The organism is Achromobacter sp. RTa (assembly GCF_000757485.1).
Classification (GTDB): domain Bacteria; phylum Pseudomonadota; class Gammaproteobacteria; order Burkholderiales; family Burkholderiaceae_B; genus Achromobacter.
The window spans coordinates 21,990-44,622 of sequence record NZ_JPYO01000019.1 but is presented as its reverse complement, the minus strand read 5'-3'; the positions used below and the strand labels follow the sequence as shown (position 1 = coordinate 44,622).

The following is a 22,633-nucleotide window of genomic DNA, read 5'->3' as shown; positions in this document are numbered from 1 at the left end:
CCACGCGGACGGAGGCGGCGCGCAGCGCGCCACCTCCGTTCCGGGTTCCGTCACTCAGGATAGAGGAGCCGGATGGGGGAAGGAATGAGGGATTGCCCTGCCGGCTAGACCCGTCCCTTCCAGGGGATCACGAATTTCTCCAGGTAGCGCACCAGCAGGTCGAAGGCGAAGGCGAACACCCCGATCACGATGATGCCCATGATGACGGTGTCGCTGGCCAGGAACTGGGCGGCATTGAGCACCATGAAGCCCAGGCCCCGGTCGGCGGCCACCATTTCCGCCGCGACCAGCGTGGTCCATCCGACGCCGATGCCGATGCGCATCCCGGTGAAGATTTCCGGCATGGCCGCCTTAAGGATGACGTGCCAGACTATCTGGGCGCGCGAGCCGCCCATGGCGTAGGCCGCGTGGATCTGCTCGATGGAGACGGACCGCACGCCGGCGCGCGCCGCGATCGCCATGGGCGCGAAGATCGCCAGATAGATAAGGAGGATCTTGGGAAACTCGCCGATGCCGAACCAGATGATGATCAGGGGCAGGTAGGCCAGCGGCGGCAGAGGGCGGTAGAACTCGATGGGCGGATCGAAGATGCCGCGCGCGTAGCGGTTCACGCCCATCAGGATGCCGACCGGTATGGCGGTCAGGCAGGCCAGGAAGAAGGCGCCGAAGACGCGGTACAGGCTGGGCAGCGCGTGCTCGGTGAGGGGGGGATTGGCCACGCCCTCGGTCATGGCGAAGACGAACTTGTCGTAGACCGCGAAGGGCGAGGGCAGGAACAGCGGCCGCACCCAGCCCGCGCCCGTCACCAGGAACCACAGGGCGACCAGCGCCAGGCTGGTGAGCAGGCTGATGTGGCCGCTGTAGCCCGCGCCCGGCGCGCCGTACACCATGCCGGGCGTCGCGGGCTTGTGCCCCGGCGAACGGCTCCTAGACATGGACGCCTTGGGGGGAGGCGGAGGCGCGTTCGTCGCCATAGATGATCCCGAGGACTTGTTCCCGCATGTCGATGAAGTCGGGACTGGATTTGATGCTGCGGCCATCGCGGGTCTCCAGGTAGCGCCGGTTGAAATCCGGCGTGAAGGTGTGCGTGATCCGGCCGGGCCGGGGCGACATGACGATCAGCCGCGAGCCCAGGAATAGCGCTTCTTCCACGCTGTGCGTGATGAAGAAGAACATCTTGTTGGTCTGCCGCCAGATGTCCAGCAGCAGTTCCTGGATGGTTTCGCGGGTCAACGCGTCCAGCGCCGCCATGGGCTCGTCCATGAGCAGCATGGCGGGGTCGCAGGTGAGGGCGCGCGCGATGCCCACGCGCTGCTGCATGCCGCCGGAAAGCTGGTAGATCATGTGGCGGTGGAAATCCTGCAGGCCCACCAGTTCCAGGTTGCGGCGGGCGCGGGCGCGGCGCGTTTCCTTGTCCACGCCTTGCAGCATCAGGCCGAACTCGGTGTTCTCCAATACGTTCAGCCAGGGCAGCAGAGCGTGCTTCTGGAACACCACGCCGCGGTCGGCGCCCGGCCCGACGATGGGCTTGTCGCCCAGGGTGATCTCGCCCTCGGTGGGAGACAGGAAGCCGGCCAGCAGGCTCAGCAAAGTGGTTTTGCCGCAGCCGGAGGCGCCCAGCGCGACCACGAACTCGCCCGGCTGGATGGTCAGGTTGACGTTCTGCAAGGCGATCACCGGGCCGCTGTCGTGCAGGCCGGGATAGGTGACGCTGACTTTCTCCGCGCACAGGCGCTGCGCGGGCGTGGATGGCTGCATGGTCATGCGTGCTCCCTGTAGTGGGGCGCCGCCGTGGCGCGTGAACGGCGGCGCGGTAAGGCCGCCGGGCCGGCGTGGCCGCTACTTCGCCGCCGCCTTGGCGTACTTGTCCGTGACATGGGCGCTGTAGTCGCCCAGGGCGCGGTCGATCTGCTTCTGGTCCTTGAGGAACTTGGCGCTGGCCGTGAACGCGCGCGCGGCGCCCGACTCCTTGCCGCCTCCCAGCCATTCGTTGGAAGCCTGTTCCTGGACGGTGGGGAAGACCAGCAGCTTCAACGCCTCGACCATGTCCTCGGGTTTGCCGCCTATCAGTTTGACCATGCCCTTGACCTGCGGGGAGTCCGCCGTCCATTTGGCGCCATTTGCCCGGTACTCGGCATAGGACTTGGCCAGCACGGAGGTGAACGCGGCCATGAACTTCGGATTCTTGGCGGCCCAGGCGCGGTCGACGACGATGCCGTCGAAGGTGGGGACGCTGGCCGCGCCGATCTGCTCGGAGTCCGCGATGATCTTGCCGGTCTTGGTGATTTCGGTCAGGGCGGGCGGCCAGACATAGGCGGCGTCGATGTCTCCGCGCTGCCAGGCCGCGACGATCTGGGGCGGCTGCATGTTCAGGATGCGCACGTCCCGCGGGTTGATCTTCCAGACCTGTTCCAGGCCCACCAGCAGGTGAAAGTGCGAGGTGGACACGAACGGGGTCGCGACGCGCTTGCCTTTCAGGTCGGCGGTGCCGTTGATGCCGGAACCGTTGCGCGCGACCAGCGCCTCGGATTTGCCGATGTTGTCGAGGATCCAGAACAGCTCCATGTCCACGCCACGCGTGGCCGCGGCGGTGATGCCGGTGGAGCCCAATACGCCGACCGGCACGTTGCCCGATGCGAGCGCGGTGGAAATGTCGCCGCCGGAAGTGAACTGGCGCCAGTCCACCTTGTAGCCGGCCTCCTTGAGGGCGGCGTCGAAACTGCCGTCCGCAATGGCGGACAGGAACGGGCCGACGATGAGCTGGTAGCCGACCACCAGCTTGGTCTGCGCGTAAGCGGGAGCGGCCAGCAGCGCGGCGGCCAGGCCGGCCAGGGTGCAGCGGCGGATGAGGCGGTATATCGCGTTCATGGTGATCTCCGGGTGGAAACGGCCGCGCTCCGGCGCGACCGGGATGCTGATAGCAGTTTGCCCGGATGCGACCAGAACGCTAGGGCCAGATGCCCGGATCAGTAGGAGCCAAGTGTGTGCCCCCACGCTGCGCACGCTTTGCGTGCTTGCTGCCCCCCGAGGGGGCTGGCCCGCCTTGGGGCGGCCCGGCGGCGGGCGGGCTATTTTTGCGGAGAGTGGCGCGGACTCCAGCGCAGTCCATGCTTTGCGTGCTTGCTGCTCCCCGGGGGGCTGGCTGTATGGACCGGGGACATGGGTAACAGGTGTGCGAGGACATGGGTGACACTTTTCCGGGTTAGGCGCCTGGAAGATATCCGCGCCTTGGAGTCACGTTACCGCGGAAGACCAGAAGATCGAGTTTGTGGCATTGGCCACCCAGGCGGGCCTACCCTGCGCATGCATTGCCGCCTGCGGTAGACTTGCGTCACAACGCAATAGCAAATTGCCGCCCCAAGGCGCGCAACCCCAGGAGTCCCCCGATGTCATTGGAACCGCACTACACCGCCATTCTCGAACAATTGGGGGAGGATCCGTCCCGCGAAGGGCTGGCGGACACGCCCGCGCGCGCGGCCAAGGCCATGCGGCATCTGTGCCGCGGATACGGGCAGAACCTGGACGAGATCGTCAACGGCGCGCTCTTCACCTCGGACACCCGTGAAATCGTCCTGGTAAAGAACATCGAGTTGTATTCGCTGTGCGAGCATCACATGCTGCCGTTCATCGGCAAGGCGCACGTGGCCTACCTGCCCAACGGCAAGGTCCTCGGCCTGTCCAAGGTCGCCCGCATCGTCGAAATGTATGCGCGCCGCCTGCAGATCCAGGAAAACCTCAGTCGCCAGGTGGCCGAGGCTGTCCAGTCCGTCACCGGCGCCGCCGGCGTGGCCGTCGTCATCGAAGCCCAGCACATGTGCATGATGATGCGCGGCGTCGAAAAGCAGAATTCGTCCATGGTCACCTCCGTCATGCTGGGCGAATTCCACGACAACCCCTCCACCCGCGCCGAGTTCCTCAGCCTCATCCGCTAGCACGATCCATCCCTTTTTCGATCTAGACCGCGCGGCGTGCCGCTGAAGGGTGCTGGTGTTGCATGATGGGTGTCTGACACCCTTGCAGCAACCGCGCATGCTGGCATCCGTCTCTCCAAGGGTGTCAGACACTTGGCGGCGCAAGGCGAGCCAGTGTACGGACCGGGGACATAGGTAACACGTGTACGGGGACATGGGTAACAGGTTGATCTGCTTGCTTCATGGCTTTCAGATCCACTTGTCCGAGGCAGCGCAGCCCTTCAGGACCAGCGAACGCGCACAGTGCGCGCAGCGTGGGGGCACACACCCTCCGCCGGGCCGCCCCAAGGCGGGCCAGTCCCCTTGGGCAGCAAGCATGCAAAGCATGCAAAGCATGGACTGCGCTGGAGCCCGCGGCACTCTCCGCAAAAATAGCCGGCCCGCCGCCGGGCCGCCCCAAGGCGGGCCAGCCCCCTCGGGGGGCAGCAAGCACGCGAAGCGTGCGCAGCGTGGGGGCACACACCTTCAGCCGGGCCGCCCCAAGGCGGGCCAGCCCCCCTCGGGGGGGCAGCTAGCCCGCGCAGCGGGCGCAGCGTGGGGGGCAACTCACTTAGATTTTGCTACGGCCTGGTTCCAGGCCGCGACCACTGCCTCGTACTCGTTGGCCGCGGCTTCCTGGCTGACGGGGAAGATCTTGATGGTCTTCAGGTCGGGCAGGGTGGTCAGGCTGGCCACCGCCACGTCCGTGCGCGTCGGGCGGCGGAAGTTCTTCACCAGCTGGGATTCCTGCGATTCCTTGCTCAGCAGGCCGTCGTACAGGGCCTTGGCGGCGTCCATGTTCTTTGCGCCCTTGATGATGAACATGCCTTCGGGTGCCAGGTAGCTGCCCTCCGTCGGGTACACGAGCTTGATTTCCTTCTGGCCGCCGGCCACATACTCCTGGGCGGCGTATTCCAGCGTCATGCCCACGGCGTACTCGCCCGCGGCCACGCCTTTATAGGTGGTGCCCGAGGACGCCGTGACCACGGCGTTGGCCGCGATCTTGTCCAGGCCTTCCTGGCCGAACTGCTTGTACAGGCCGTACACCAGCATATAGGCGGTGCCGCTTTTGGATGGATCGGTGATGGCGAACTTGTTCTTCCATTGCGGCTGCATCAAGTCCGACCAGGTGGCGGGGGCCGGCAGGCCCTTGAGCTGCCGTTCATTGACCATCATCACCATGACGTGCACGTTCGTGCCCACCCAGAGATCGTCCGGGCCGCGGAACTCGGCGGGAATCTTGTCGAGATCGGCCGGGTGGTAGGGCTGGAGATGCTGGCGGTACGCGCCCAGCGTGCCGAAGCCGCCGCTCCAGAACAGGTCGCCGCGCGGGTTCTGCGATTCGGCCTCGATGCGCTTCATCATCGTGCCCGTGCCGCCCGTAACGGGCTGCACGTTCAGCTTGGGCGCGTGCTTCTTCACGGCTTCCAGCGCGGTTTCGATCGTCTCGGTGTTGTTGGACGAATAGAGCACCACGTTCTGGGCATGGGCCGCGCCCGTGACCAGGGCCGCGGCCAGGACACTGTACTGAAGGATGTGCTTGAGTTGCATGGTGAGCCTCTGTGCGAGTGGGTTATTTGCCGGAGAACAGCTTGATGCGGAACGCCTTGACCGACACGATGATGGGCAGCACGATCACCGTGACCAGGGCGGCGCCGTAGGCCGACGCCATGCCCAGCCTGCCGCCGTCCACCTGGCGGAAGATCGCGATGGGCATCGTCTCCAGGCCGCCGCTGTAGGCGACGATGGAGGCGGACAGTTCGGATATCGTCGTCAGCCACATCAGGATGGCGGCCGAGATGATCGACGCTTTCATGGCGGGCAGGACCACCTTGAAGAAGGTCATGAGCGGGGATACGCCCAGGCTGATCGAGGCTTCCTCGATCGACTCGGGAATGTTGAACAGCACCGACGAGGCGTTGCGCACCGCGAAGGGCAGGCGCCGCACCGTGTAGCACAGCACCATGATGCCGGAGGTGCCCGCCAGCACGAGCCAGCCGGTATTGAAGGTCTGCACCAGGGCGATGCCCAGCACCGTGCCGGAGATCGTGAGCGGCAGCACCACGATGTAGTCCAGGACCTGCGTGGACGCGCTGCGCTTCTTGATCGTCAGGTAGCTGGCCAGGACCGCGAAGGCCACGCCCAGCACGGTGGCCAGGGAAGCGAACTTGAGCGAATTCAGGATGGGCTCCGGCGCTCCGTGCACCGCGCGCTGCATGCTGGCGAGCGACCATTGCCCCCATTGCATGACCGGGCCGCTGGTCTTGGTGAAAGCCGCGATGAAGACGACGATGAGCGGCAGCAGGGAAATGAAGATCACCAGGCCCACGCCGCCGGTGTAGAGCAGGGCGGTCCAGGAGCGCACGCGCGTGGCCGCGGGCGCTCGGCCCTGGGTCATCGTATAGACCTTGCGCTCGACCACGCGCTTCTGGAAGAACAGCACGATCGCGACGATGGCGATGGACACCACCGACATGGCGCTCTGCAGCGTCGGGCTGCCGCCCATTTCGCTGACGAAGGTGTTGTACGTCATTACCGACAGCAGGGGCACGCGGCTGCCCAGCAGCATGGCCAGCGCGAAGTTGCCCACCACCAGGGTGAACACGACCAGCGCATTGACGAGCACCGCGGGCAGCAGCACCGGCACCAGCACGCGCAGCTTGGTGGCGAGCGGCGGAGTGCCCAGGCTGAGTCCCGCTTCCTCGAGCTGGCCATCGAAGCCGCGCAATGCGGCCAGCACGCCGAGGTAGATGTAGGTGTAGTAGACGAGCGTCATGGAGAACACCATGCCCGTCCAGCCGTAGAACGACGGCAGCGAAATGCCAGCGTCTCCGAGCAGGTTGGTCAGGATGCCGTTGTTGCCGAGGATCAGCAGCCAGGACTGGCCTACGATGATCTCGGGAATCACGATGGTCAGCACCGGCAGGATGGCCACCAGGTTCTTCAGCGGGAAGTCGTAGCGCGCCACCATGAAGGCGAACGGCACGCCCACAAGCACCGTGCACGTCGTGACGGCCAGGCCCAGGATCAGGGTGTTGCCGAAAGCCTCCACGTACTGCGAGTCGGCCAGCAGGGCCCGGAAACCCTCCAGCGAGAAACCGCCGTCCTGCCCGGTGATGCTGTTGCCGAAGAGCACGCCCAGCGGATAAAGCACGAAGAACAGCAGCAGGGCCAGGCTGATCGCGGTGAGGACGCCCCAGGGCCACCATTGGATTTTCATGGCGTGCGCGTCCTCAGGCGTTGACGACGCGGCTGTCGGCCGGGATCAGGACCTGCACGGCTTCGCCCGGCTGGAACTGCGCCACCATGTTGCCGGCGTGCAGCTCGACGCGGATCTCGGAACCGTTCGCCAGCGCGATCCGGTAGGCCGTCTTGAAACCCAGGTACTGGCGCCGCAGCACCTTGCCCGGCAGGGTATTGGGCACGTAGGGCGTGGGCGCCATCAGGGCGAGTTCTTCCGGCCGCGCGATCAGCATGCCGTTTTCGGCCAGCTGCGCGCTGCCCTGCACGCCGTCGAAGCCCAGGCCGCAGAGTTCATAGCGGACATGGCCGGCGGGCGCGCCCGCCTGGCCGTTCCTGGCCGGAACCGGGATCACGTTGGCCGAGCCGATGAAGTCCGCCACATAGGCGTTCACCGGCGTGCCGTAAAGTTCCTCCGGCGTGCCCAGTTGGGCGATGTCGCCGTGGTCCATGATCGCGATGCGGTCCGACATGGCCAGCGCCTCTTCCTGGTCGTGCGTCACGAACACCGTGGTGATGCCGGCCTCGCGCACCAGGTCCAGGATCACGTCGCGCATCTGCAGGCGCATTTTGGCGTCCAGGTTGGACAGCGGTTCGTCCATGAGCAGCACGCGCGGCCGGATCACCAGCGCGCGCGCCAGGGCCACGCGCTGGCGCTGCCCGCCGCTCATCTGCGCGGGGTAGCGGTCGGCAAGCGCCAGCAACCCCACCTTGTCCAGCGCTTCGTTGACGCGCCGGGCGGTCTCGGCCCGGGCCACGCCGCGGGCGCGCAGGCCATAGGCCACGTTGTCGAAGGCGCTTTTGTCGGGAAACAGGGCGTAGTCCTGGAACACCATGCCGATGTCGCGGCGGTGGGCGGACACGTGGGTCACGTCGTCCTGGTCGAACAGCAGGCGGCCGGCGTCCGGCTCGTAGAAGCCGGCAATGCAGCGCAGCAAGGTGGTCTTGCCGCAGCCGCTGGGGCCCAGCAGCGTATAAAACGCGCCGTCCGGGATGTGCAGGGACAGGTTGCGCAGCACCTGCTGCCCGCCGAAGGTCTTGACGATGCCGTCTACCGTGATTGATGCCATGTTGGGTTCCTGCCTGAGATTGTCGGCATCATAGGAACGGGCCCGCCGGGCGACCAGCAGTGTTTTTTAAGGCATGGCGTTAGATTTTCTAAGAGGTCGGCGGCCTGCCTATCCCCTAGAATGCGGCTGGATATGGCGTGCGCGCTGCCAGCGGCGCGCCGACAATAAATAGACGACAAGGGTAAACGTGGGAAAGAGCAGCGCAGCGTGGCGCCAGGCAGGTGCCGGGGCGGGCCTTTTTGCCGCCGGGCCGCCCCAAGGCAAAAACGCCCCCTTGGGGGGCAGCAAGCCAAAGGCGCAGCGTGGGGGCATTTACTGAGATGGCGGGCCCCAGCCTGCCGCCGCTGAAGGCCTTGCGGGTATTCGAAGCCGCGGCGCGCCTGCGCAGTTTCACGGCGGCGGCCGACGAATTGAGCATTACGCACAGCGCCGTCAGCCAGCAGATCCGCATTCTCGAAGAGTATGTGGGGCAGCCCCTGTTCGCGCGTGAGGCGCGCGGCGTCGCGCTGCTGCCCTGCGCCCAGGCGTACTTTCCGGAGGTGCAGGCCAGCCTGGAGCGCATCGCGGCGGCCACCGCCAAACTGAAATCGCCCGCGTATGGCGGCGTGCTGCGCGTTTGCGCAACGCCGTCCCTGACCATGAAATGGCTGATTCCGCGCCTGTCGGCCTTCCAGGCGCAGCATCCGGGCATCGACGTGCAGCTGACCACGCAAGGGCGCCCCTTCCTGGACCGGGGCGGCGACGCCGGCAGCGATGTGTTGATCCGCCATGGCTACATGGCGCATTCCGAGCTGGCCTGCGTGCACTGCCTGGACGACTACCACGTGCCGGTGGCGTCGCCGCGCTTCATCGAGCGCAACCGCCTGGCCGCGCCGGCGGACTGCCTGGGGCATCCGCTGTTGAAGATCGCCGGCGGCATGGACCATTGGCCGCGCTGGTTCGCGCTGGCCAAAGTGGACGTGCCCGCGCAATTGCCCGGCCCGGTCTTCGACCATCAATTCCTGTGCATGCAGGCGGCCATGAACGATCTGGGCATCGCGCTGGCGCCGTGGTGCCTGCTGCACGACGACATCCGCGCCGACCGGCTGCGCCCGCTGTTCGCCGAGCCGCAACTGCCCAATGCCGGCATCCACGCGCTGTACCGGCCGGAAGGCCCGGCGGCCGCTTCGGCGCAATTATTCATCGACTGGCTCTGCGCGCAAGGGCGCGAGCCGTTCCAACCTGGATAGAAAAGGACCTTTCCATGCTGTTGCCCACGACGACCCCCGGCCTGCACTGGCGCGGCATCGAGCCGCCGCTCGCGCTGTCCGGCTACAAGCTCATCGCGTTCGATATGGACTCGACCCTGATCTCGATCGAAACGCTGGACGAGATGGCGGACCTGATGGGCAAGAAGGCGGAAGTGGCGGCGCTGACCGAAGCCGCCATGCGCGGCGAGATCGTGGATTACAAGCAGAGCCTGCGGGAGCGGGTGGCGCTTTTGGCCGGGATGCCGGTAGCGGCGCTGGACGAGGTCTACGAACAGCGCCTGCGCATCAACCCCGGCGCCGAGACGTTGATCGCCGCCTGCAAGGCCGCGGGCCTGACCTGCCTGCTGGTGACGGGCGGTTTTACCTGCTTCACGGACAGGCTCAGAGTGCGCCTGGGCCTGGACGACGTGCGCGCCAACGTGCTGGAGGTGCGCGAAGGCCGCCTGACGGGCCGGCTGCTGCCCCAGCCATGGGGCGATATCTGCGACGGCGAGGAAAAGCGCCGCAAGTTGCTGGAGGTGTGCGCCGCGCTGGGAGTGGGGCCGGAGCGCGCCATCGCCGTGGGCGACGGCGCCAACGACCTGCCGATGATGCGCGCCGCCGGTTTGTCGGTGGGCTACCGCGCCAAGCCGGCCGTGCGCCAGGAAGTGAATGTGGCGATCGACGAGGGCGGCCTGGACCGGCTGCTGGAGCTTCTGGCGTGAAGCGGCCTCAGGCCAGGCCGCGGATCTCCACCGCCGGATCGACGTCGGCGTCGTAGTCCACGCCGTCGATCTCGAATCCGAACAGGCGCAGGAACTCCTGCTTGTAGCCGGCGAAGTCCGTCATCTGATAGACGTTTTCGCTAGAGACCTGGCCCCACAATGCCTGCACGCGGGCCTGCACCTCGGGATCGAGCTCCTTGCGGTCCGCGCGCAGGCGGCCTTCCTGGTCCATGATCGGCGCCGGGCCACAAATGCTGTCGCGGTACAGGCCGTATACCTGTTCGATGCAGCCCTCGTGCGTGCCTTGCTCCTTCATGATCTTGAAGAGCAGCGATAGGTACAGCGGCATCATCGGGATCGCCGAGCTGGCCTGCGTCACCACGGCCTTCAACACGGAGACGCGCGCGTCGCCGCCGCGCGCGGCCAGCTTGGCGCGGATGTCCAGCACCTTCTGGTCCAGGTCCTTCTTGGCCGCGCCGATCGAGCCGTTCCAGTAGATGTCGTGGGTGATCTTCTCGCCCAGGTAGGTGAACGCCGTCGTGGTGGCGCCTTCGGCCAGCACGCCGGCCTCCAGCAAGGCGTCGATCCACATCTGCCAGTCTTCGCCGCCCATGACTGCAACGGTGGCGTCGATCTCGGCCTGCGTGGCGGGTTCCAGCACGGATTCCTTCACCACTTCGCGGTCGGTGTCCAGGCCGCGCAGGCTGACCGCCGCGCCGATGGGTTTGAGCGTCGAGTTGAAGACCTCTCCGGTCTTCGGGTGCGTGCGCCGCGGCGCCGCCAGGCTGTAGACCACCTGGTCGACCTGGCCCAGGTCGCGCTTGATCGCTTCGATGGTCTTGCGCTTGATTTCGTCGGAGAAGGCGTCGCCATTGATGCTCTTGGCGTAGAGCCCTTCGGCCTGCGCCTGTTCGTGGAAGGCGGCCGTGTTGTACCAGCCGGCCGTGCCGGGCTTGCCGCCCTCGGGCGGGCGCTCGAAGAACACGCCCAGGGTCTGCGCTCCGCAGGCGAAGGCCGCGCTGATGCGCGCCGCCAGCCCATAGCCGGTCGATGCGCCCAGCACCAGGACGCGCTTGGGGCCTCCCGCTACCGGGCCTTGCGCCTTGACGTAGTCGATCTGGTTCTTGACGTTGGCGGCGCAGCCGACGGGGTGGGTGGTTACGGAGATGAAGCCGCGCACACGGGGCTTGATGATCATGAGGGCCTCGATTCGGGGGATGCCGGGGGAGGAGCCCTTGCGGCAAAGCGCAAAGGGCGACCCGCATTGTACGGGAGGCGCCAAGAGGCGCCCGCCCGTGGCGGTTCAGCGGACGCGGGCGTCCGCCAGGGGAGAGGCGGGGGCGCGGCCGCGGCGCCATTCCACCGCGCCGATGCAGATGCCGCTGGCGCAGATGATGGCGATGCCGAGCCAGGTCAGCGCGTCCGGGAAATGGCCCCATACCAACCAGCCCACGGAGGTGGCGCTGATGATCTGCAGATAGACGAATGGCGCCAGCGTGGAGGCGGGCGCCCGGCGGTAGGCCGCGATCTGGAAGAGGTGGCCGAGGCCGCCGGTGATGCCGGTGGAAATCAGCACGACCCAATCCAGCGGCGTCAGCGCGCGCAGCACGGGCAGCGCGGGCGGCAGGATAAAGGGCAGGGCGATCGTAAGGAAGACGGTGCCCACCGCGCCGCTCCAGATCAGCGAGGTGAATGGGTCGTCGCCGGCCACGCGCCGCGTGGCGATGAACTGCACGGCGAAACAGCAGGCCGTGATCAGGCCGAAGACCGTGCCGACGGGATGCAGGCCGCCGCCGGGGCGGATCACAATGACCACGCCGATGAAGGCGACGCCGGCCGCGACGAAGCGCGAGAGGCGCGCGGGTTCCTTGAGGACCCAGGGCGCGGCGGACAGCACCAGGAGCGGCGCCAGGAAGTTGATGGCGGTGGCCTCGGCTTGCGGAATGTAGCTCAGCGTGGTGAAGAACATGAGCGTGGCCAGGAACATGGAGCCGCCGCGGATGACCTGTTCGCGCGGTTTGTTGCTGCGCAATATCCGCAGCCCGCGCGCGGGGAGCACCAGCGCCAGCACCAGCACGAGGTGCACCGCGTAGCGGAACCACGAGAGCACCAGGAGCGGCACGCCTTCGTTCATCACCCACTTGCCGCTGGCGTCCAGACAGGACAGGGTCCACATCGAAAGCACCAGCAACAGCACCCCGAGCATCGGGCCGCGTGCGGCGGGCGCGCCGGGGCGCGTGCGACCGTTATCGGCCGGGGTCATCGGAAAACTCCTTATTTTGGGGCCCTGTTCCTGGGGACCGGCAGGCGGCTGACATGATACGCTCATCGAGCCGGGGGAACAGGCTCATGATCGAATTACGCAACATAGAAACTTTTTTCTGGGTGGCCACGCTGGGCAGCTTCCGCGCCGCGTCGGAAAAGCTCAACACTACGCAGCCTGCGGTATCGCAACGCATCGCCTCGCTGGAGGCCGACCTGGGCGTGCGCCTGTTCGAGCGCGACGCGCGCGGCGTCAAGCTGACGGGCAAGGGGCACGAGCTGCTGTCGCACGCCGAACGCATGCTGCAAGTTCGGCGCGACATGTTCGAGGCCGCGCGCGAGCAGAACGTCATGACCGGCACCGTGCGCATCGGCGTGGCCGAAACCATCGTGCAGACCTGGTTGCCCACGCTGATCGAGCTGATCCACACGACGTATCCGGCGCTGGTGCTGGAGATCGAGGTGGATACCACCCACGTGCTGCGCTCGCACCTGATGTCGCGCCAGATCGACCTGGCGTTCCTGATGGGCCCCGTGCTCGAAGCCAGGGTCGAAAACCTGCCGCTGTGCACCTATCCCTTGGCCTGGGTGGCCAGTCCCATGCTGGATCTGGGGCCCGAGCCGCTGACCCTGGAGCGGATCGGCAAGCTGCCCATCATTACCTATCCGTCCAATAGCGCGCCGTATCGCGTTGTGCGCGACATGCTGACGCGGGCCGGGGTGACGTCTCCGCGCATGTACGGCAGCGCGTCCATGTCGATGGTGGTGCGCATGACCCAGGACGGGATCGGCACGAGCGTCATCGCGCCGGTGTTCCTGGGCAAGGAGCTGGCGCGGGGCGAGCTGCGCATTCTCAACGTGGAGGCGGATCCCTTGCCGGAACTGAGCTTTACGGCGACCTGGGTGCAGGGGCCCGACAGCCATGCGGTGCGAGTCATCGCGCAGATGGCGCAGAAAGTGGCCGCCCAGGCCGGGAACGGCACGCCCTGCTAGCGGCCCCGCAGGGCGCTTCGATGCCCCTGCGCCCCTAGGTGTTTTCCCCAGCAGACAGTGTCCCTATTTTCATTTCCGGCCGCCCCCGGGCGCAGGGAAAAGCTTCCTCGGCTGCCCGCAAAGCCGCGCCGCCGCGTCGTTTGGCGAAAACGCCACGCGCCGCGCCGGCGAGACCCAAGAAATATTTATACCCCCGTATCGCAACTTACGATTGGACGCCCCAGGGTCCTGACGATGCAATGGCGGCGCATCGACAACGATTGCCGCCGGGGCTCCTGACTTCCCGATAGCCACCCGCGCGCGACGAGGATAACGGGATCCCGCGCGCGGCATACCATCCCGCCAGCTAGGAGTTTTGTCCATGAAAAAGTCTCTAGTTTTCGCCGCCGTCGCCGCCAGCCTGCTGGCCGGCGCCGTACAGGCGCAGGACCTGCCCAAGACCCAACTGAAGGTAGTGGGGGGCTTGAGCAACCTGACCGCCTACAACGACTACGAAAAGCCGTTCTGGACCAAGACCATCCCCGAGCTGTCCAAGGGCCAGGTCACGGCAACGATCAAGGGCTTCAACGAAATGGGCCTGAAGGGCCCCGAGTTGCTGCGCCTGATGTCGCAGGGCGTGGTTGAGTTCGGCACCGCCACCCTGGCGTACTTCGCCAGCGACAACCCCATCAACGAAGCCATCGACCTGGCCGGCCTGGCGCCGGACGTCAAGACCGCGCGCGCCGTGACCGACGCCTTCGAACCGGTCTACGCCAAGCTGTACGGCGAAGGCAGCAACGTCAAGCTGCTGGGCATCTCCACCTATCCCGCCCAGGTGCTGTTCTGCAACGCCGAGATCAAGGGCCTGGCCGACATCAAGGGCAAGAAGGTGCGCACGAGCAGCCGCACCACCGCCGAGTTCGTCGAGGCGCTGGGCGGCTCCAGCGTGACCATGGCCTTCGGCGAGGTCGTGCCGGCCCTGCAGAACAAGGTCGTCGACTGCGCGATCACGGGCTCTCTGTCGGGCTATTCGGCCAAGTGGTACGAGGTTTCGACGCACCTGGTTGCGCTGCCCATCAACTGGAACCAGCAGATCCACGCCGTCAACCAGAAGGCCTGGGACAAGCTGGATCCCAACGTGCGCACTTTCCTGCAGACCAATGTGAAGACCCTGGTCGACAACATCTGGGACGCCGCCGCGCGCCAGACCCAGGAAGGCTATGACTGCAACACCGGCGCCGCCGCGTGCCCGTACCCCGTCAAGGGCAAGATGGTCCTGGTCCAGCCTTCGGACGCCGACCGCGAACTGCTCAAGAAGGTCACGGAGGAAGCCGTGCTGCCCAAGTGGGCCGCGCGCTGCTCGGCCCAGTGCGTGAACGATTTCAACGCCACGATCGGCAAGACGCTGGGCGTGGTCGCGAAGAAGTAGGCCCCCCCCCGAAGCGCTTCGCGCTTCCCCCCCAGGGGGGCATGCCTGCGGACCGGCGGAGCCGGATCCGCGGCATCCCGATCGGAACGCCTACTGAGCCGGATCCGCGGCATCCCGATCGGAACGCGTACTGAGCCGGATCTGCGGCATCCCGATTGGGGGCGCTTACTGAGGCGGATCCGCGGCATCCCGATTGGGGCGCTCGTTACATAGCGGGTAGGGCGACCTGCCTGGCCCTGCAAAGGTTTTATTCATGACTCAATCCGAACACTTCCGCCTGCTGGGCGGCATATTGCGGCGTGCGGAGAGTTTCTCCCGCGTGGCCGTATGGGCCGGCGGCGCGCTGACGGTGGCCAGCGTCCTGCTGATTTCTTTCGACGTGCTGGCCCGCAAGTTCCTGGGCTTCACCACGGGCGGCGCCGACGAATTGTCGAGCTACGCCTTCGCCATCAGCACCTCCTGGGCGCTGGCCTTCGCTACGCTGCAGCGCGCCAACGTGCGCGTGGACGTGCTCTACCAGCACATGCCGGTGCGCGTGGCAGCCGTGCTCGACTGGATCTCCCTGGTGGCCCTGGCCATTTTCATGGTGTACCTGACCTTCTACGCGTCCGAGGTCGTGCAGGCTTCATGGGCGCAGAAGTCCACCGCCAACACGCCTTTGGCGACGCCTTTGTGGATCCCGCAAGGCCTGTGGCTGCTGGGCCTGGCCTGGATGTGCATCACCGTGGCCCTGATGCTGGTGCGCGCCTCGGCGGCGCTGGTCACGGGCGACCTCGATCTCGTCAAGAACATCTGCGGCGTCCGCTCGGCGCAGGAAGAGGCCGACGAGGAAGCCGCCGCCGGCGAGCGCATGGTCAAGGGAGAAGCCGCATGATTTCCACCGCATTGATCCTGCTCCTGGTGCTGATAGGCCTGTCCATCCCCGTGGGCGCGGCGCTGGGCGTGCTGGGCCTGATACTGGATCCGCTGTTCTCCATGCTGCCGCTCACCCGGGCCATCGGCGAGATCTCCTGGAGCACCAACAACGAATTCCTGCTGGTGGCGATTCCGCTGTTCATCATGCTGGGAGAAGTGCTGCTGCGCGCGGGCTTCGCAGAGCGCATGTACAGCGCGATGAGCCTGTGGTTGTCGTGGCTGCCGGGCGGGCTGATGCACGCCAACATCGGCGCGTCCACGCTGTTCTCGGCCACCTCCGGTTCCAGCGTGGCCACGGCCGCGACCGTGGGCACCGTCGCCATCCCGCAGATCCGCAAGTACGGCTACAACGAACCGCTGTTCCTGGGCAGCCTGGCGGCCGGGGGCACGCTCGGCATCCTGATCCCGCCGTCCATCAACCTGGTCATCTATGGCGTGCTGACGAATTCGTCCGTGCCCAAGCTGTACCTGGCCGGCATCATCCCGGGCTTCGCGATGGCGGCGCTGTTCATGCTGACCGTGGTCGTCGCCTGCGTGGCCAAGCCGTCCTGGGGCGGCAAGAAGATCCAGGCGACCTGGGGCCAGCGCCTTGCCAGCCTGGTGCATCTGGCGCCGCCGATGGGAATCTTCTTCCTGGTGGTGGGCTCCATCTACGCCGGCCTGGCGACGCCGACCGAGGCGGCCGCGCTGGGCGTGCTGGGCGCGCTGATCCTGGCCGCGTGGTTCCGCCGCCTGACGTGGTCGATGCTGCGCGAGGTCATGGAAGGCACCATGCGTTCCACGGCCATGATCATGCTGATCGTCATCGCGGCCAGCTTCCTGAACTTCGTCATGTCCGCCACCGGACTGACCGATGCGCTGACGCAATCGATCACCGGTCTGGGCCTGTCGCCCGGGTGGATGCTGCTGATCGTGGTGGTCTTCTACCTGGTGCTCGGCTGCTTCATGGAAACGCTGTCCATGATGATCACCACCATCCCCATCGTGGCGCCCATCATGATCGGGCTGGGTTTCGATCCCATCTGGCTGGGCATCGTGATCATCATCCTGGTCGAGGCCGCGCTCATCACGCCGCCGGTGGGCCTGAACCTGTTCGTCGTGCAGAGCCTGCGCAAGAGCGGGTCCATGAACGCCGTGATCGTGGGCAGCCTGCCGTTCGTTGCGGCCATGTTCGTGATGCTGGCGCTGCTGGCGTTCTGGCCCGATCTGGCGCTGTGGCTGCCGCGCGTATTCGGTTGAGCTCCATCCCTACGCACATCCCGGGCGCGGCGAGCCGCCGCGCCCTTTACCTCCTAGTTTCCGCAGGACAGATATGAAAGCCGTATTCCAGATCGAAGATACCCAGCCCCGCCAGGTTGAAGTGGATTTCAACACCGTGATCGTCGCCGGCTGGGCCGGCCGCGATATGGCGGCCATCGAGCACCACATCGAGGAACTGGCCGCTATCGGCGTGCCGCGCCCCAGCAGCGTGCCGCTCTACTACCGCATCGCCGACAACCAGCTGACCCAGGACGAGACCGTGCAGGCGCTGGGCGAGGAGTCCTCGGGCGAGGTCGAGACCTTCGTGTTCTCGGTCGATGGCGAGATGTACGTCAGCATTGCCTCGGACCATACCGATCGCAAGCTCGAAACCTACAGCGTGGCCATGTCCAAGCAGGTCTGCGTGAAGCCCGTGGCCAAGAGCGCCTGGCGCCTGGCCGACGTGGCGGACTACTGGGACGAACTGGTCATCCGTTCCTACATCGTCGAGAACGGCGTGGAAGTCCTGTACCAGGAAGGTCCGCTGGCTTCGCTGCGCACGCCCCAGGACCTGATCGCCGGCTATACCGGCGGCGCGGCCGTGCTGCCCGAAGGCGCCGGCATGACCTGCGGCACCGTGGGCGCGATCGGCGGAATCCGCCCCTCCGTCGACTTCACGATGGAATTGCATGATCCGCGCCGCCAGCGCAGCCTGCGTCACCGCTATCATGTCGAGACGCTGCCCGTGGTGGCTTGAGCTGGCGGGACAACGCTGCCATCCCCCGGCGCTGATCGCCAGGCGCGTCCATGCCGGACGCGCCGATTCGCACTTATGCCGCCCGGCGGCACTAGGATGACTATGGTTTCGACCCTGAATGATCTGAATCTGGCCCTGCGAGAGGGCCGCGTGAGCTCCGTGGAGCTGACGGAAGCCGCCCTGGCGCGGGCGCAGGACGAAGCGGGCGAGGGCGCCCGCGTCTTCACCCGCCTGTACGCCGAGTCGGCGCTGGCACAGGCGCGCGCGTCCGACACGCTGCGCGCGGCGGGCATCGTCCGTTCGGCGGTGGAAGGCCTGCCCATCAGCATCAAGGACCTGTTCGACATCGAGGGCGAGACCACGATGGCGGGCTCGGTCGCGCGCGAAGGCGAACCGGCGGCCGACGCGGACGCGGAGGTCGTGCGGCGCCTGGTCGCCGCGGGCGCGGTCATCATCGGCCGCACCAACATGACCGAATTCGCCTACTCGGGCCTGGGCATCAACCCCCACTACGGCACGCCGCTCAATCCCTATGATCGCGCCACCGGGCGCATCCCCGGCGGTTCGTCGTCCGGCGCCGCCGTGTCCGTGTCGGATGGCATGTCGGCCGCGGCCATCGGTTCAGATACCGGCGGATCGGTGCGCATCCCCGCCGCGCTTTGCGGCCTCACGGGGTTCAAGCCCAGCGCCTGGCGCGTTTCCATGGACGGCGTGCTGCCGCTGTCGGCCAATCTGGATTCCATCGGTCCCATCGCCGCCAGCGTGCGTTGCTGCGCCGAACTGGACGCCATTCTTTCCGGCGACGGCGGCCCGGTGCCGGAGGCGATGCCGCTGCGCGGCCTGCGCCTGGCCGTCCCGACCACGCTGGCGCTCGACGCGATGGACAAGCACGTGGCCGAGACCTTCGCGGCCGCGGTGAGCCGGCTGAAGAGCGCGGGCGCCCTGGTCGACGAGATCGCGGTTCCGGAATTCGCCGAGCTTTCGGCCATCAACGCCAAGGGCGGCTTCACCGCCGCCGAGGCCTGGGCCTGGCACCGCGACCTGATTGCGCGCGCCGGCAAGCGCTACGATCCCCGCGTGGTGTCGCGCATCATGCGCGGCAAGGACATGAGCGCGGCCGACTACCTGGACCTGCTGGACGCCCGCGAAGCCTGGGTCGCCGCGGTGGACGGGCGCATCGCCGGCTACGACGCGCTGATCATGCCGACCACGCCCATCGTGGCGCCGGCGGTGGCGGATCTGCAGGCCTCGGACGATGCCTACTACGCCGCCAACGGCCTGATCCTGCGCAACCCCACACTGATCAATTTCCTGGATGGCTGCGCGCTTTCCCTGCCTTGCCAGGCAGCGGGCACCGCGCCGGTCGGCCTGATGATCGCCGGCAGCAACGGCGCCGACCGCCGCATCCTGGCCATCGGCCTGTCGGTCGAGGAGCTGTTCGCGGGCCAGTAACGCCGAGGCTGGCTGGCGCTAAGATGGCATCTCCACAGCCGGATCCGGTGCCATGATCGATCTGCGCAATATCGAGACGTTCTTCTGGGTGGCGACGCTGGGCGGCTTCCGCGCGGCGGCCGAGAAGCTCAGCGCCACCCAGCCCGCGATTTCCCAGCGCATCGCCTCGCTGGAGTCGGACCTTGGCGTGCGGCTCTTCGACCGCGATTCGCGCGGTATCAAGCTGACCGGCAAGGGGCGGGAACTGCTGTCGCATGCCGAACGCATGCTGCAGATGCGGCGCGACATGCAGGAAGCCGCGCGCGCCAAGAGCGTCATGAGCGGCACGCTCAGGCTGGGGGTGTCCGAGACCATCGTCCATACGTGGTTGCCCGCCCTGATGGAGCACCTGCATGACGTCTATCCGGCGCTCATGGTCGAGATCCAGGTGGACACGACCACCATGCTCAAGACGCAGCTGGCTGCGCGCCAGATCGACCTGGCGTTCCTGCTGGGGCCGATGGAGGAGCCCCGGGTCGAGAACCTCTATCTGTGCAACTACCCCTTGCGCTGGGTGGCGAGCCCCAAGCTCAGGGTAGGGCGCCAGCCCATTCCCCTGAAGCGGCTGGCCGAATGGCCGGTGATCACGTATTCCTCCACTACCGATCCGCACCGCGCCGTGCGCCAGCTGTTGCAGCAGGCCGGCGTGGAGGCGCCGCGCATGTATGGCAGCTCCGCGCTGAGCGTGATCGTGCGTATGGCGCAGGACGGCATCGGCACGGCGGTCATCGCGCCCGTGATCCTGCACAAGGAGCTGGCCCAGGGCGAGCTGCGCATCCTGGACGTCAAGGCGCCGGCCTTGCCGCCGCTGCACTACACGGCCTGCTGGATGCAGGGGCCAGACAGCCAGGTCCCGCGCGCCGTGGCCGAAGCGGCCCAGCAGATCGCCCGCGAAGAGGCGCTGCGTCATCCGGCATAACCCTGATAAGTAATTCTGATCGGGGTTTATCGCAACTTGTGATTGGACGGCCGGGCGCGCTTCCTGTGCAATGGCCCCGTATCGGCATCATCATCGAAGGGGGTAGCCATGGTTTCGAATCCTGGGGCGCGCGGTAGCGTGGAATTGGCTCGGCAGGCGCGTCTGGACGCTCGCAGCGGCAAACTGGCCGGTCCCACCGCGAACCTGGCGCCGGGTCATGTCCAGGCCAATCTCGCGATCCTGCCGCGCGCGCTGGCGGCGGATTTCCTGCATTTCTGCCAGCGCAATCCCAAGCCCTGTCCGCTGCTGGCCATGTCCGAGCCGGGCGATCCCGCGCTGCCGGAGCTGGGCCAGGACATCGACATCCGCACCGACATCCCGCGCTACCGCGTCTGGAAAAACGGCGAGCTGGTGGCCGAGCCCACCGACGTGCGCGACATCTGGCGCGACGACCTGGTGTCGTTCCTGATCGGATGCTCGTTCTCGTTCGAGGAAGCCATGCTGGACAACGGCTTGCCCGTGCGCCACATCGAGCAGGGCTGCAACGTTCCGATGTACCGCACCAATGTTCCGACGCACGCCGCCGGCGTCTTCAGCGGCCCGCTGGTCGTCTCGATGCGTCCCTTGAAGGCGGCCGACGCGATCCGCGCCATCCAGGTCACCTCGCGTTTTCCTTCGGTCCATGGCGCGCCGGTGCATATCGGCGACCCCTCGTTGATCGGGATTGCCGATATCGGCCGCCCGGACTATGGTGACCCGGTAGAGATTCGGGCGGGCGAAATGCCGGTGTTCTGGGCTTGCGGCGTCACGCCGCAGTCCGTGGTCGCCGCGGTGCGTCCAGAGTTCTGCATCACCCACGCTCCGGGCCACATGCTGGTCACGGACCTCGTCAACAGCAGGATGGCGGTGTTCTGACCGCCGCCGCTCAGCCGTGTGTCTGCGGCTGGCGGCAAGATGTAGTTCCAGCAGTACCGGTTGTGCCACCAAAACGATCCATCACAGGACAAGGGGAAATGGCGACAACAGTTCAGGGCCAGCCGCCTCCGACCGGAAGGCGCCTGCCCGCCGCGAGTCCGCGCGCGCCAGCCCGGCGCGCTACGGCCCATGCATTTGCATTGTTTTCTCACCTAGCCGGACCAATCCAGGAGTCTAGTAATGAAGATGAAGCTCATTGCGGGTGTCGCCGCGAGTCTGGCGCTGATTGCCGCCATGCCTGCCCAGGCGCAGGACAAGGCCGTGCGCATCGGCGCGATCTATCCCCTGTCCGGCGCGCTCGCGTCGACCGGTTCGGAAATCAAGGCGGCCATCGAACTGGCCGTGGACATCATCAATAATCCGCATCCGGAGCTGGAAGGCATTCCCCTGGCCGCCGGCAGCGGCCTGACCAAGCTGGGCGGCGCCAAGATCGAGGTGGTGTTCGGCGATTCCCAGGGCAAGCCCGAGGTGGGGCTGGCCGACGCGCAGCGCCTGATCGACCAGGAAAAGGTGGTGGCGCTGACGGGCGCCTACCAGTCCGCCGTGACCAAGACGGCCAGCCGCATCGCCGAACAGCGCGGCATCCCCTACGTGAACGGGGAATCCAGCAGCCCCGACCTCACCGAGCGCGGCTACAAGTGGTTCTTTCGCACCTCGCCCAACGACGACACCTTCGTCGAGAACATGATGCAGTTCCTGGACGGGGTGACGGCGGTGCCGACCGCCAAGATCGCCGTGGTGTACGAAAACACCGACTTCGGCGTGAACACGTACAAGGCCGTCGACAAGTTCGCCAAACAGTACAAGCGCCAGCTGGTCGCCAATATCGCCTACAGCGCGGGTTCGGCCTCTGTGACGGCGGAAGTGCAGAAGCTGGCCGCCGCCAAGCCCGACGTGGCCATCTTCGCCAGCTACACGTCCGATGCCATGCTCTTCGTGCGCACCATGCGCGAAAGCAAGTACGCGCCCCCGGTGCTGCTGGCCAACGATGCGGGCTTCATCGATTCGCGCTTTGTTCAGGAAGTGGGGCCGCAGGTGCAGGGCGTGCTGACGCGCGACGTGTGGGGCAACGACGTCGCCGCCGCCAAGGCCGGCCTGAAAAAGATCAACGACATGTACAAGGCCAAGACGGGCAAGGACCTGAACGGCAACAACGCGCGCTCGATGCAGGGCGTGCTGGTGCTTGCGGACGCGATCAACCGGGCCGGCTCCACCGATCCCGAAGCCATCCGCAAGGCGCTTGTCGCGACCGATCTCGGCGAAGCGCAGGTCGCCATGCCCTGGGCCGGCGTGCAATTCGACGCCAAGGGCCAGAACACCAAGGGCGCGGGCCTGATCCTGGAGCTGAAAGGGGCGTCCTACCAGACGGTATGGCCGGAAAAATTCCGCACGGACAAGAGCCTGCCCACGCTGCCGTTCGCCTGGAAATGAGCTTGGGCCCTGTTCCCTGGAACAGGCCC

Annotated in this window: 20 protein-coding genes; 12 read left to right on the top strand and 8 right to left on the bottom strand. The window is 66.7% G+C overall.

Annotated elements, in window-relative coordinates:
• Window positions 1–104 precede the first annotated feature (104 nt).
• The 3 genes from JL37_RS06415 to tauA all read right to left on the bottom strand — a co-directional run bounded on the left by JL37_RS06415 (window position 105) and on the right by tauA (window position 2,868).
• Window positions 105–935 (bottom strand): ABC transporter permease subunit, encoded by an 831-nt coding sequence (locus JL37_RS06415; RefSeq protein ID WP_043542745.1) that lies wholly within the window; start codon window positions 933–935, stop codon window positions 105–107.
• Complete coding sequence (locus tag JL37_RS06410) at window positions 928–1,764, bottom strand: taurine ABC transporter ATP-binding protein (protein ID WP_052096896.1); 837 nt, start codon at window positions 1,762–1,764, stop codon at window positions 928–930. Before JL37_RS06410 ends, JL37_RS06415 begins: the two co-directional genes overlap by 8 nt.
• A gap of 75 nt (window positions 1,765–1,839) precedes the next feature.
• On the bottom strand, window positions 1,840–2,868 hold the full coding sequence (tauA, locus tag JL37_RS06405; RefSeq protein WP_043542744.1) for a taurine ABC transporter substrate-binding protein: 1,029 nt from the start codon (window positions 2,866–2,868) through the stop codon (window positions 1,840–1,842).
• A gap of 518 nt (window positions 2,869–3,386) precedes the next feature.
• On the opposite strand from tauA, the gene folE reads away from it, so the two are divergent.
• Complete coding sequence (folE, locus tag JL37_RS06400; protein WP_043542743.1) at window positions 3,387–3,932, top strand: GTP cyclohydrolase I FolE; 546 nt, start codon at window positions 3,387–3,389, stop codon at window positions 3,930–3,932.
• A gap of 585 nt (window positions 3,933–4,517) precedes the next feature.
• Here folE and JL37_RS06395 read toward each other — a convergent pair.
• Genes JL37_RS06395 through JL37_RS06385 form a run of 3 tightly spaced genes read right to left on the bottom strand, consistent with a single transcriptional unit; the run spans window position 4,518 to window position 8,260 of the window.
• Window positions 4,518–5,501, bottom strand: a complete 984-nt coding sequence (locus JL37_RS06395) for an ABC transporter substrate-binding protein (RefSeq protein ID WP_043542742.1) — start codon at window positions 5,499–5,501, stop codon at window positions 4,518–4,520.
• Window positions 5,502–5,523: 22 nt separating this feature from the next.
• Window positions 5,524–7,170, bottom strand: coding sequence for an iron ABC transporter permease (locus tag JL37_RS06390; protein ID WP_043542740.1), 1,647 nt, complete (start codon window positions 7,168–7,170; stop codon window positions 5,524–5,526).
• Window positions 7,171–7,183: 13 nt separating this feature from the next.
• Window positions 7,184–8,260: an ABC transporter ATP-binding protein gene (locus JL37_RS06385; protein ID WP_043542738.1), complete on the bottom strand. Its 1,077-nt coding sequence runs from the start codon at window positions 8,258–8,260 to the stop codon at window positions 7,184–7,186.
• Window positions 8,261–8,580: 320 nt separating this feature from the next.
• Between JL37_RS06385 and JL37_RS06380 the strand changes: the two genes are divergently transcribed.
• Together JL37_RS06380 and serB are read left to right on the top strand one after the other, a co-directional pair.
• Entirely contained in the window at window positions 8,581–9,489 is a 909-nt protein-coding gene (locus JL37_RS06380) for a LysR substrate-binding domain-containing protein (protein WP_043542737.1), read from the top strand.
• Window positions 9,490–9,503: 14 nt separating this feature from the next.
• Entirely contained in the window at window positions 9,504–10,214 is a 711-nt protein-coding gene (gene serB / locus JL37_RS06375; protein WP_043542736.1) for a phosphoserine phosphatase SerB, read from the top strand.
• A gap of 7 nt (window positions 10,215–10,221) precedes the next feature.
• Here serB and fabV read toward each other — a convergent pair whose 3' ends face one another.
• On the bottom strand, window positions 10,222–11,412 hold the full coding sequence (gene fabV, locus JL37_RS06370; protein WP_043542735.1) for an enoyl-ACP reductase FabV: 1,191 nt from the start codon (window positions 11,410–11,412) through the stop codon (window positions 10,222–10,224).
• A 105-nt stretch (window positions 11,413–11,517) separates the two neighbouring features.
• A complete protein-coding gene (locus JL37_RS06365) occupies window positions 11,518–12,477 on the bottom strand; it encodes a DMT family transporter (RefSeq protein WP_043542733.1) in 960 nt (319 codons plus the stop codon).
• 86 nt (window positions 12,478–12,563) lie between these two features.
• On the opposite strand from JL37_RS06365, the gene JL37_RS06360 reads away from it, so the two are divergent.
• The 9 genes from JL37_RS06360 to JL37_RS06320 all read left to right on the top strand — a co-directional run bounded on the left by JL37_RS06360 (window position 12,564) and on the right by JL37_RS06320 (window position 22,604).
• The gene (locus JL37_RS06360; protein WP_043542732.1) at window positions 12,564–13,469 is read left to right on the top strand and encodes a LysR family transcriptional regulator; all 906 of its coding nucleotides are present in this window, start codon (window positions 12,564–12,566) and stop codon (window positions 13,467–13,469) included.
• Between the two features lie 361 nt (window positions 13,470–13,830).
• Entirely contained in the window at window positions 13,831–14,877 is a 1,047-nt protein-coding gene (locus JL37_RS06355) for a TRAP transporter substrate-binding protein (protein ID WP_043542731.1), read from the top strand.
• 253 nt (window positions 14,878–15,130) lie between these two features.
• Window positions 15,131–15,751, top strand: coding sequence for a TRAP transporter small permease subunit (locus JL37_RS06350; protein ID WP_043542729.1), 621 nt, complete (start codon window positions 15,131–15,133; stop codon window positions 15,749–15,751).
• Window positions 15,748–17,031 (top strand): TRAP transporter large permease, encoded by a 1,284-nt coding sequence (locus tag JL37_RS06345; RefSeq protein ID WP_043542728.1) that lies wholly within the window; start codon window positions 15,748–15,750, stop codon window positions 17,029–17,031. Before JL37_RS06350 ends, JL37_RS06345 begins: the two co-directional genes overlap by 4 nt.
• Before the next feature lie 73 nt (window positions 17,032–17,104).
• Window positions 17,105–17,788, top strand: a complete 684-nt coding sequence (locus JL37_RS06340) for a DUF2848 domain-containing protein (protein ID WP_043542727.1) — start codon at window positions 17,105–17,107, stop codon at window positions 17,786–17,788.
• A 102-nt stretch (window positions 17,789–17,890) separates the two neighbouring features.
• Window positions 17,891–19,240 (top strand): amidase, encoded by a 1,350-nt coding sequence (locus JL37_RS06335; protein WP_043542726.1) that lies wholly within the window; start codon window positions 17,891–17,893, stop codon window positions 19,238–19,240.
• A gap of 52 nt (window positions 19,241–19,292) precedes the next feature.
• On the top strand, window positions 19,293–20,198 hold the full coding sequence (locus JL37_RS06330) for a LysR family transcriptional regulator (protein WP_043542725.1): 906 nt from the start codon (window positions 19,293–19,295) through the stop codon (window positions 20,196–20,198).
• A gap of 108 nt (window positions 20,199–20,306) precedes the next feature.
• On the top strand, window positions 20,307–21,113 hold the full coding sequence (locus tag JL37_RS06325; protein ID WP_043542724.1) for a putative hydro-lyase: 807 nt from the start codon (window positions 20,307–20,309) through the stop codon (window positions 21,111–21,113).
• A gap of 240 nt (window positions 21,114–21,353) precedes the next feature.
• On the top strand, window positions 21,354–22,604 hold the full coding sequence (locus tag JL37_RS06320) for an ABC transporter substrate-binding protein (RefSeq protein ID WP_043542723.1): 1,251 nt from the start codon (window positions 21,354–21,356) through the stop codon (window positions 22,602–22,604).
• Window positions 22,605–22,633 lie beyond the last annotated feature (29 nt).

Bases quoted from the DNA above. Each gene is read 5' to 3' on its own strand.
- JL37_RS06415 (WP_043542745.1), bottom strand. From the start codon at position 935: ATGTCTAGGAGCCGTTCGCCGGGGCACAAGCCCGCGACGCCCGGCATG.
- JL37_RS06410 (WP_052096896.1), bottom strand. From the start codon at position 1,764: ATGACCATGCAGCCATCCACGCCCGCGCAGCGCCTGTGCGCGGAGAAA.
- tauA (WP_043542744.1), bottom strand. From the start codon at position 2,868: ATGAACGCGATATACCGCCTCATCCGCCGCTGCACCCTGGCCGGCCTG.
- folE (WP_043542743.1), top strand. From the start codon at position 3,387: ATGTCATTGGAACCGCACTACACCGCCATTCTCGAACAATTGGGGGAG.
- JL37_RS06395 (WP_043542742.1), bottom strand. From the start codon at position 5,501: ATGCAACTCAAGCACATCCTTCAGTACAGTGTCCTGGCCGCGGCCCTG.
- JL37_RS06390 (WP_043542740.1), bottom strand. From the start codon at position 7,170: ATGAAAATCCAATGGTGGCCCTGGGGCGTCCTCACCGCGATCAGCCTG.
- JL37_RS06385 (WP_043542738.1), bottom strand. From the start codon at position 8,260: ATGGCATCAATCACGGTAGACGGCATCGTCAAGACCTTCGGCGGGCAG.
- JL37_RS06380 (WP_043542737.1), top strand. From the start codon at position 8,581: ATGGCGGGCCCCAGCCTGCCGCCGCTGAAGGCCTTGCGGGTATTCGAA.
- serB (WP_043542736.1), top strand. From the start codon at position 9,504: ATGCTGTTGCCCACGACGACCCCCGGCCTGCACTGGCGCGGCATCGAG.
- fabV (WP_043542735.1), bottom strand. From the start codon at position 11,412: ATGATCATCAAGCCCCGTGTGCGCGGCTTCATCTCCGTAACCACCCAC.
- JL37_RS06365 (WP_043542733.1), bottom strand. From the start codon at position 12,477: ATGACCCCGGCCGATAACGGTCGCACGCGCCCCGGCGCGCCCGCCGCA.
- JL37_RS06360 (WP_043542732.1), top strand. From the start codon at position 12,564: ATGATCGAATTACGCAACATAGAAACTTTTTTCTGGGTGGCCACGCTG.
- JL37_RS06355 (WP_043542731.1), top strand. From the start codon at position 13,831: ATGAAAAAGTCTCTAGTTTTCGCCGCCGTCGCCGCCAGCCTGCTGGCC.
- JL37_RS06350 (WP_043542729.1), top strand. From the start codon at position 15,131: ATGACTCAATCCGAACACTTCCGCCTGCTGGGCGGCATATTGCGGCGT.
- JL37_RS06345 (WP_043542728.1), top strand. From the start codon at position 15,748: ATGATTTCCACCGCATTGATCCTGCTCCTGGTGCTGATAGGCCTGTCC.
- JL37_RS06340 (WP_043542727.1), top strand. From the start codon at position 17,105: ATGAAAGCCGTATTCCAGATCGAAGATACCCAGCCCCGCCAGGTTGAA.
- JL37_RS06335 (WP_043542726.1), top strand. From the start codon at position 17,891: ATGGTTTCGACCCTGAATGATCTGAATCTGGCCCTGCGAGAGGGCCGC.
- JL37_RS06330 (WP_043542725.1), top strand. From the start codon at position 19,293: ATGATCGATCTGCGCAATATCGAGACGTTCTTCTGGGTGGCGACGCTG.
- JL37_RS06325 (WP_043542724.1), top strand. From the start codon at position 20,307: ATGGTTTCGAATCCTGGGGCGCGCGGTAGCGTGGAATTGGCTCGGCAG.
- JL37_RS06320 (WP_043542723.1), top strand. From the start codon at position 21,354: ATGAAGATGAAGCTCATTGCGGGTGTCGCCGCGAGTCTGGCGCTGATT.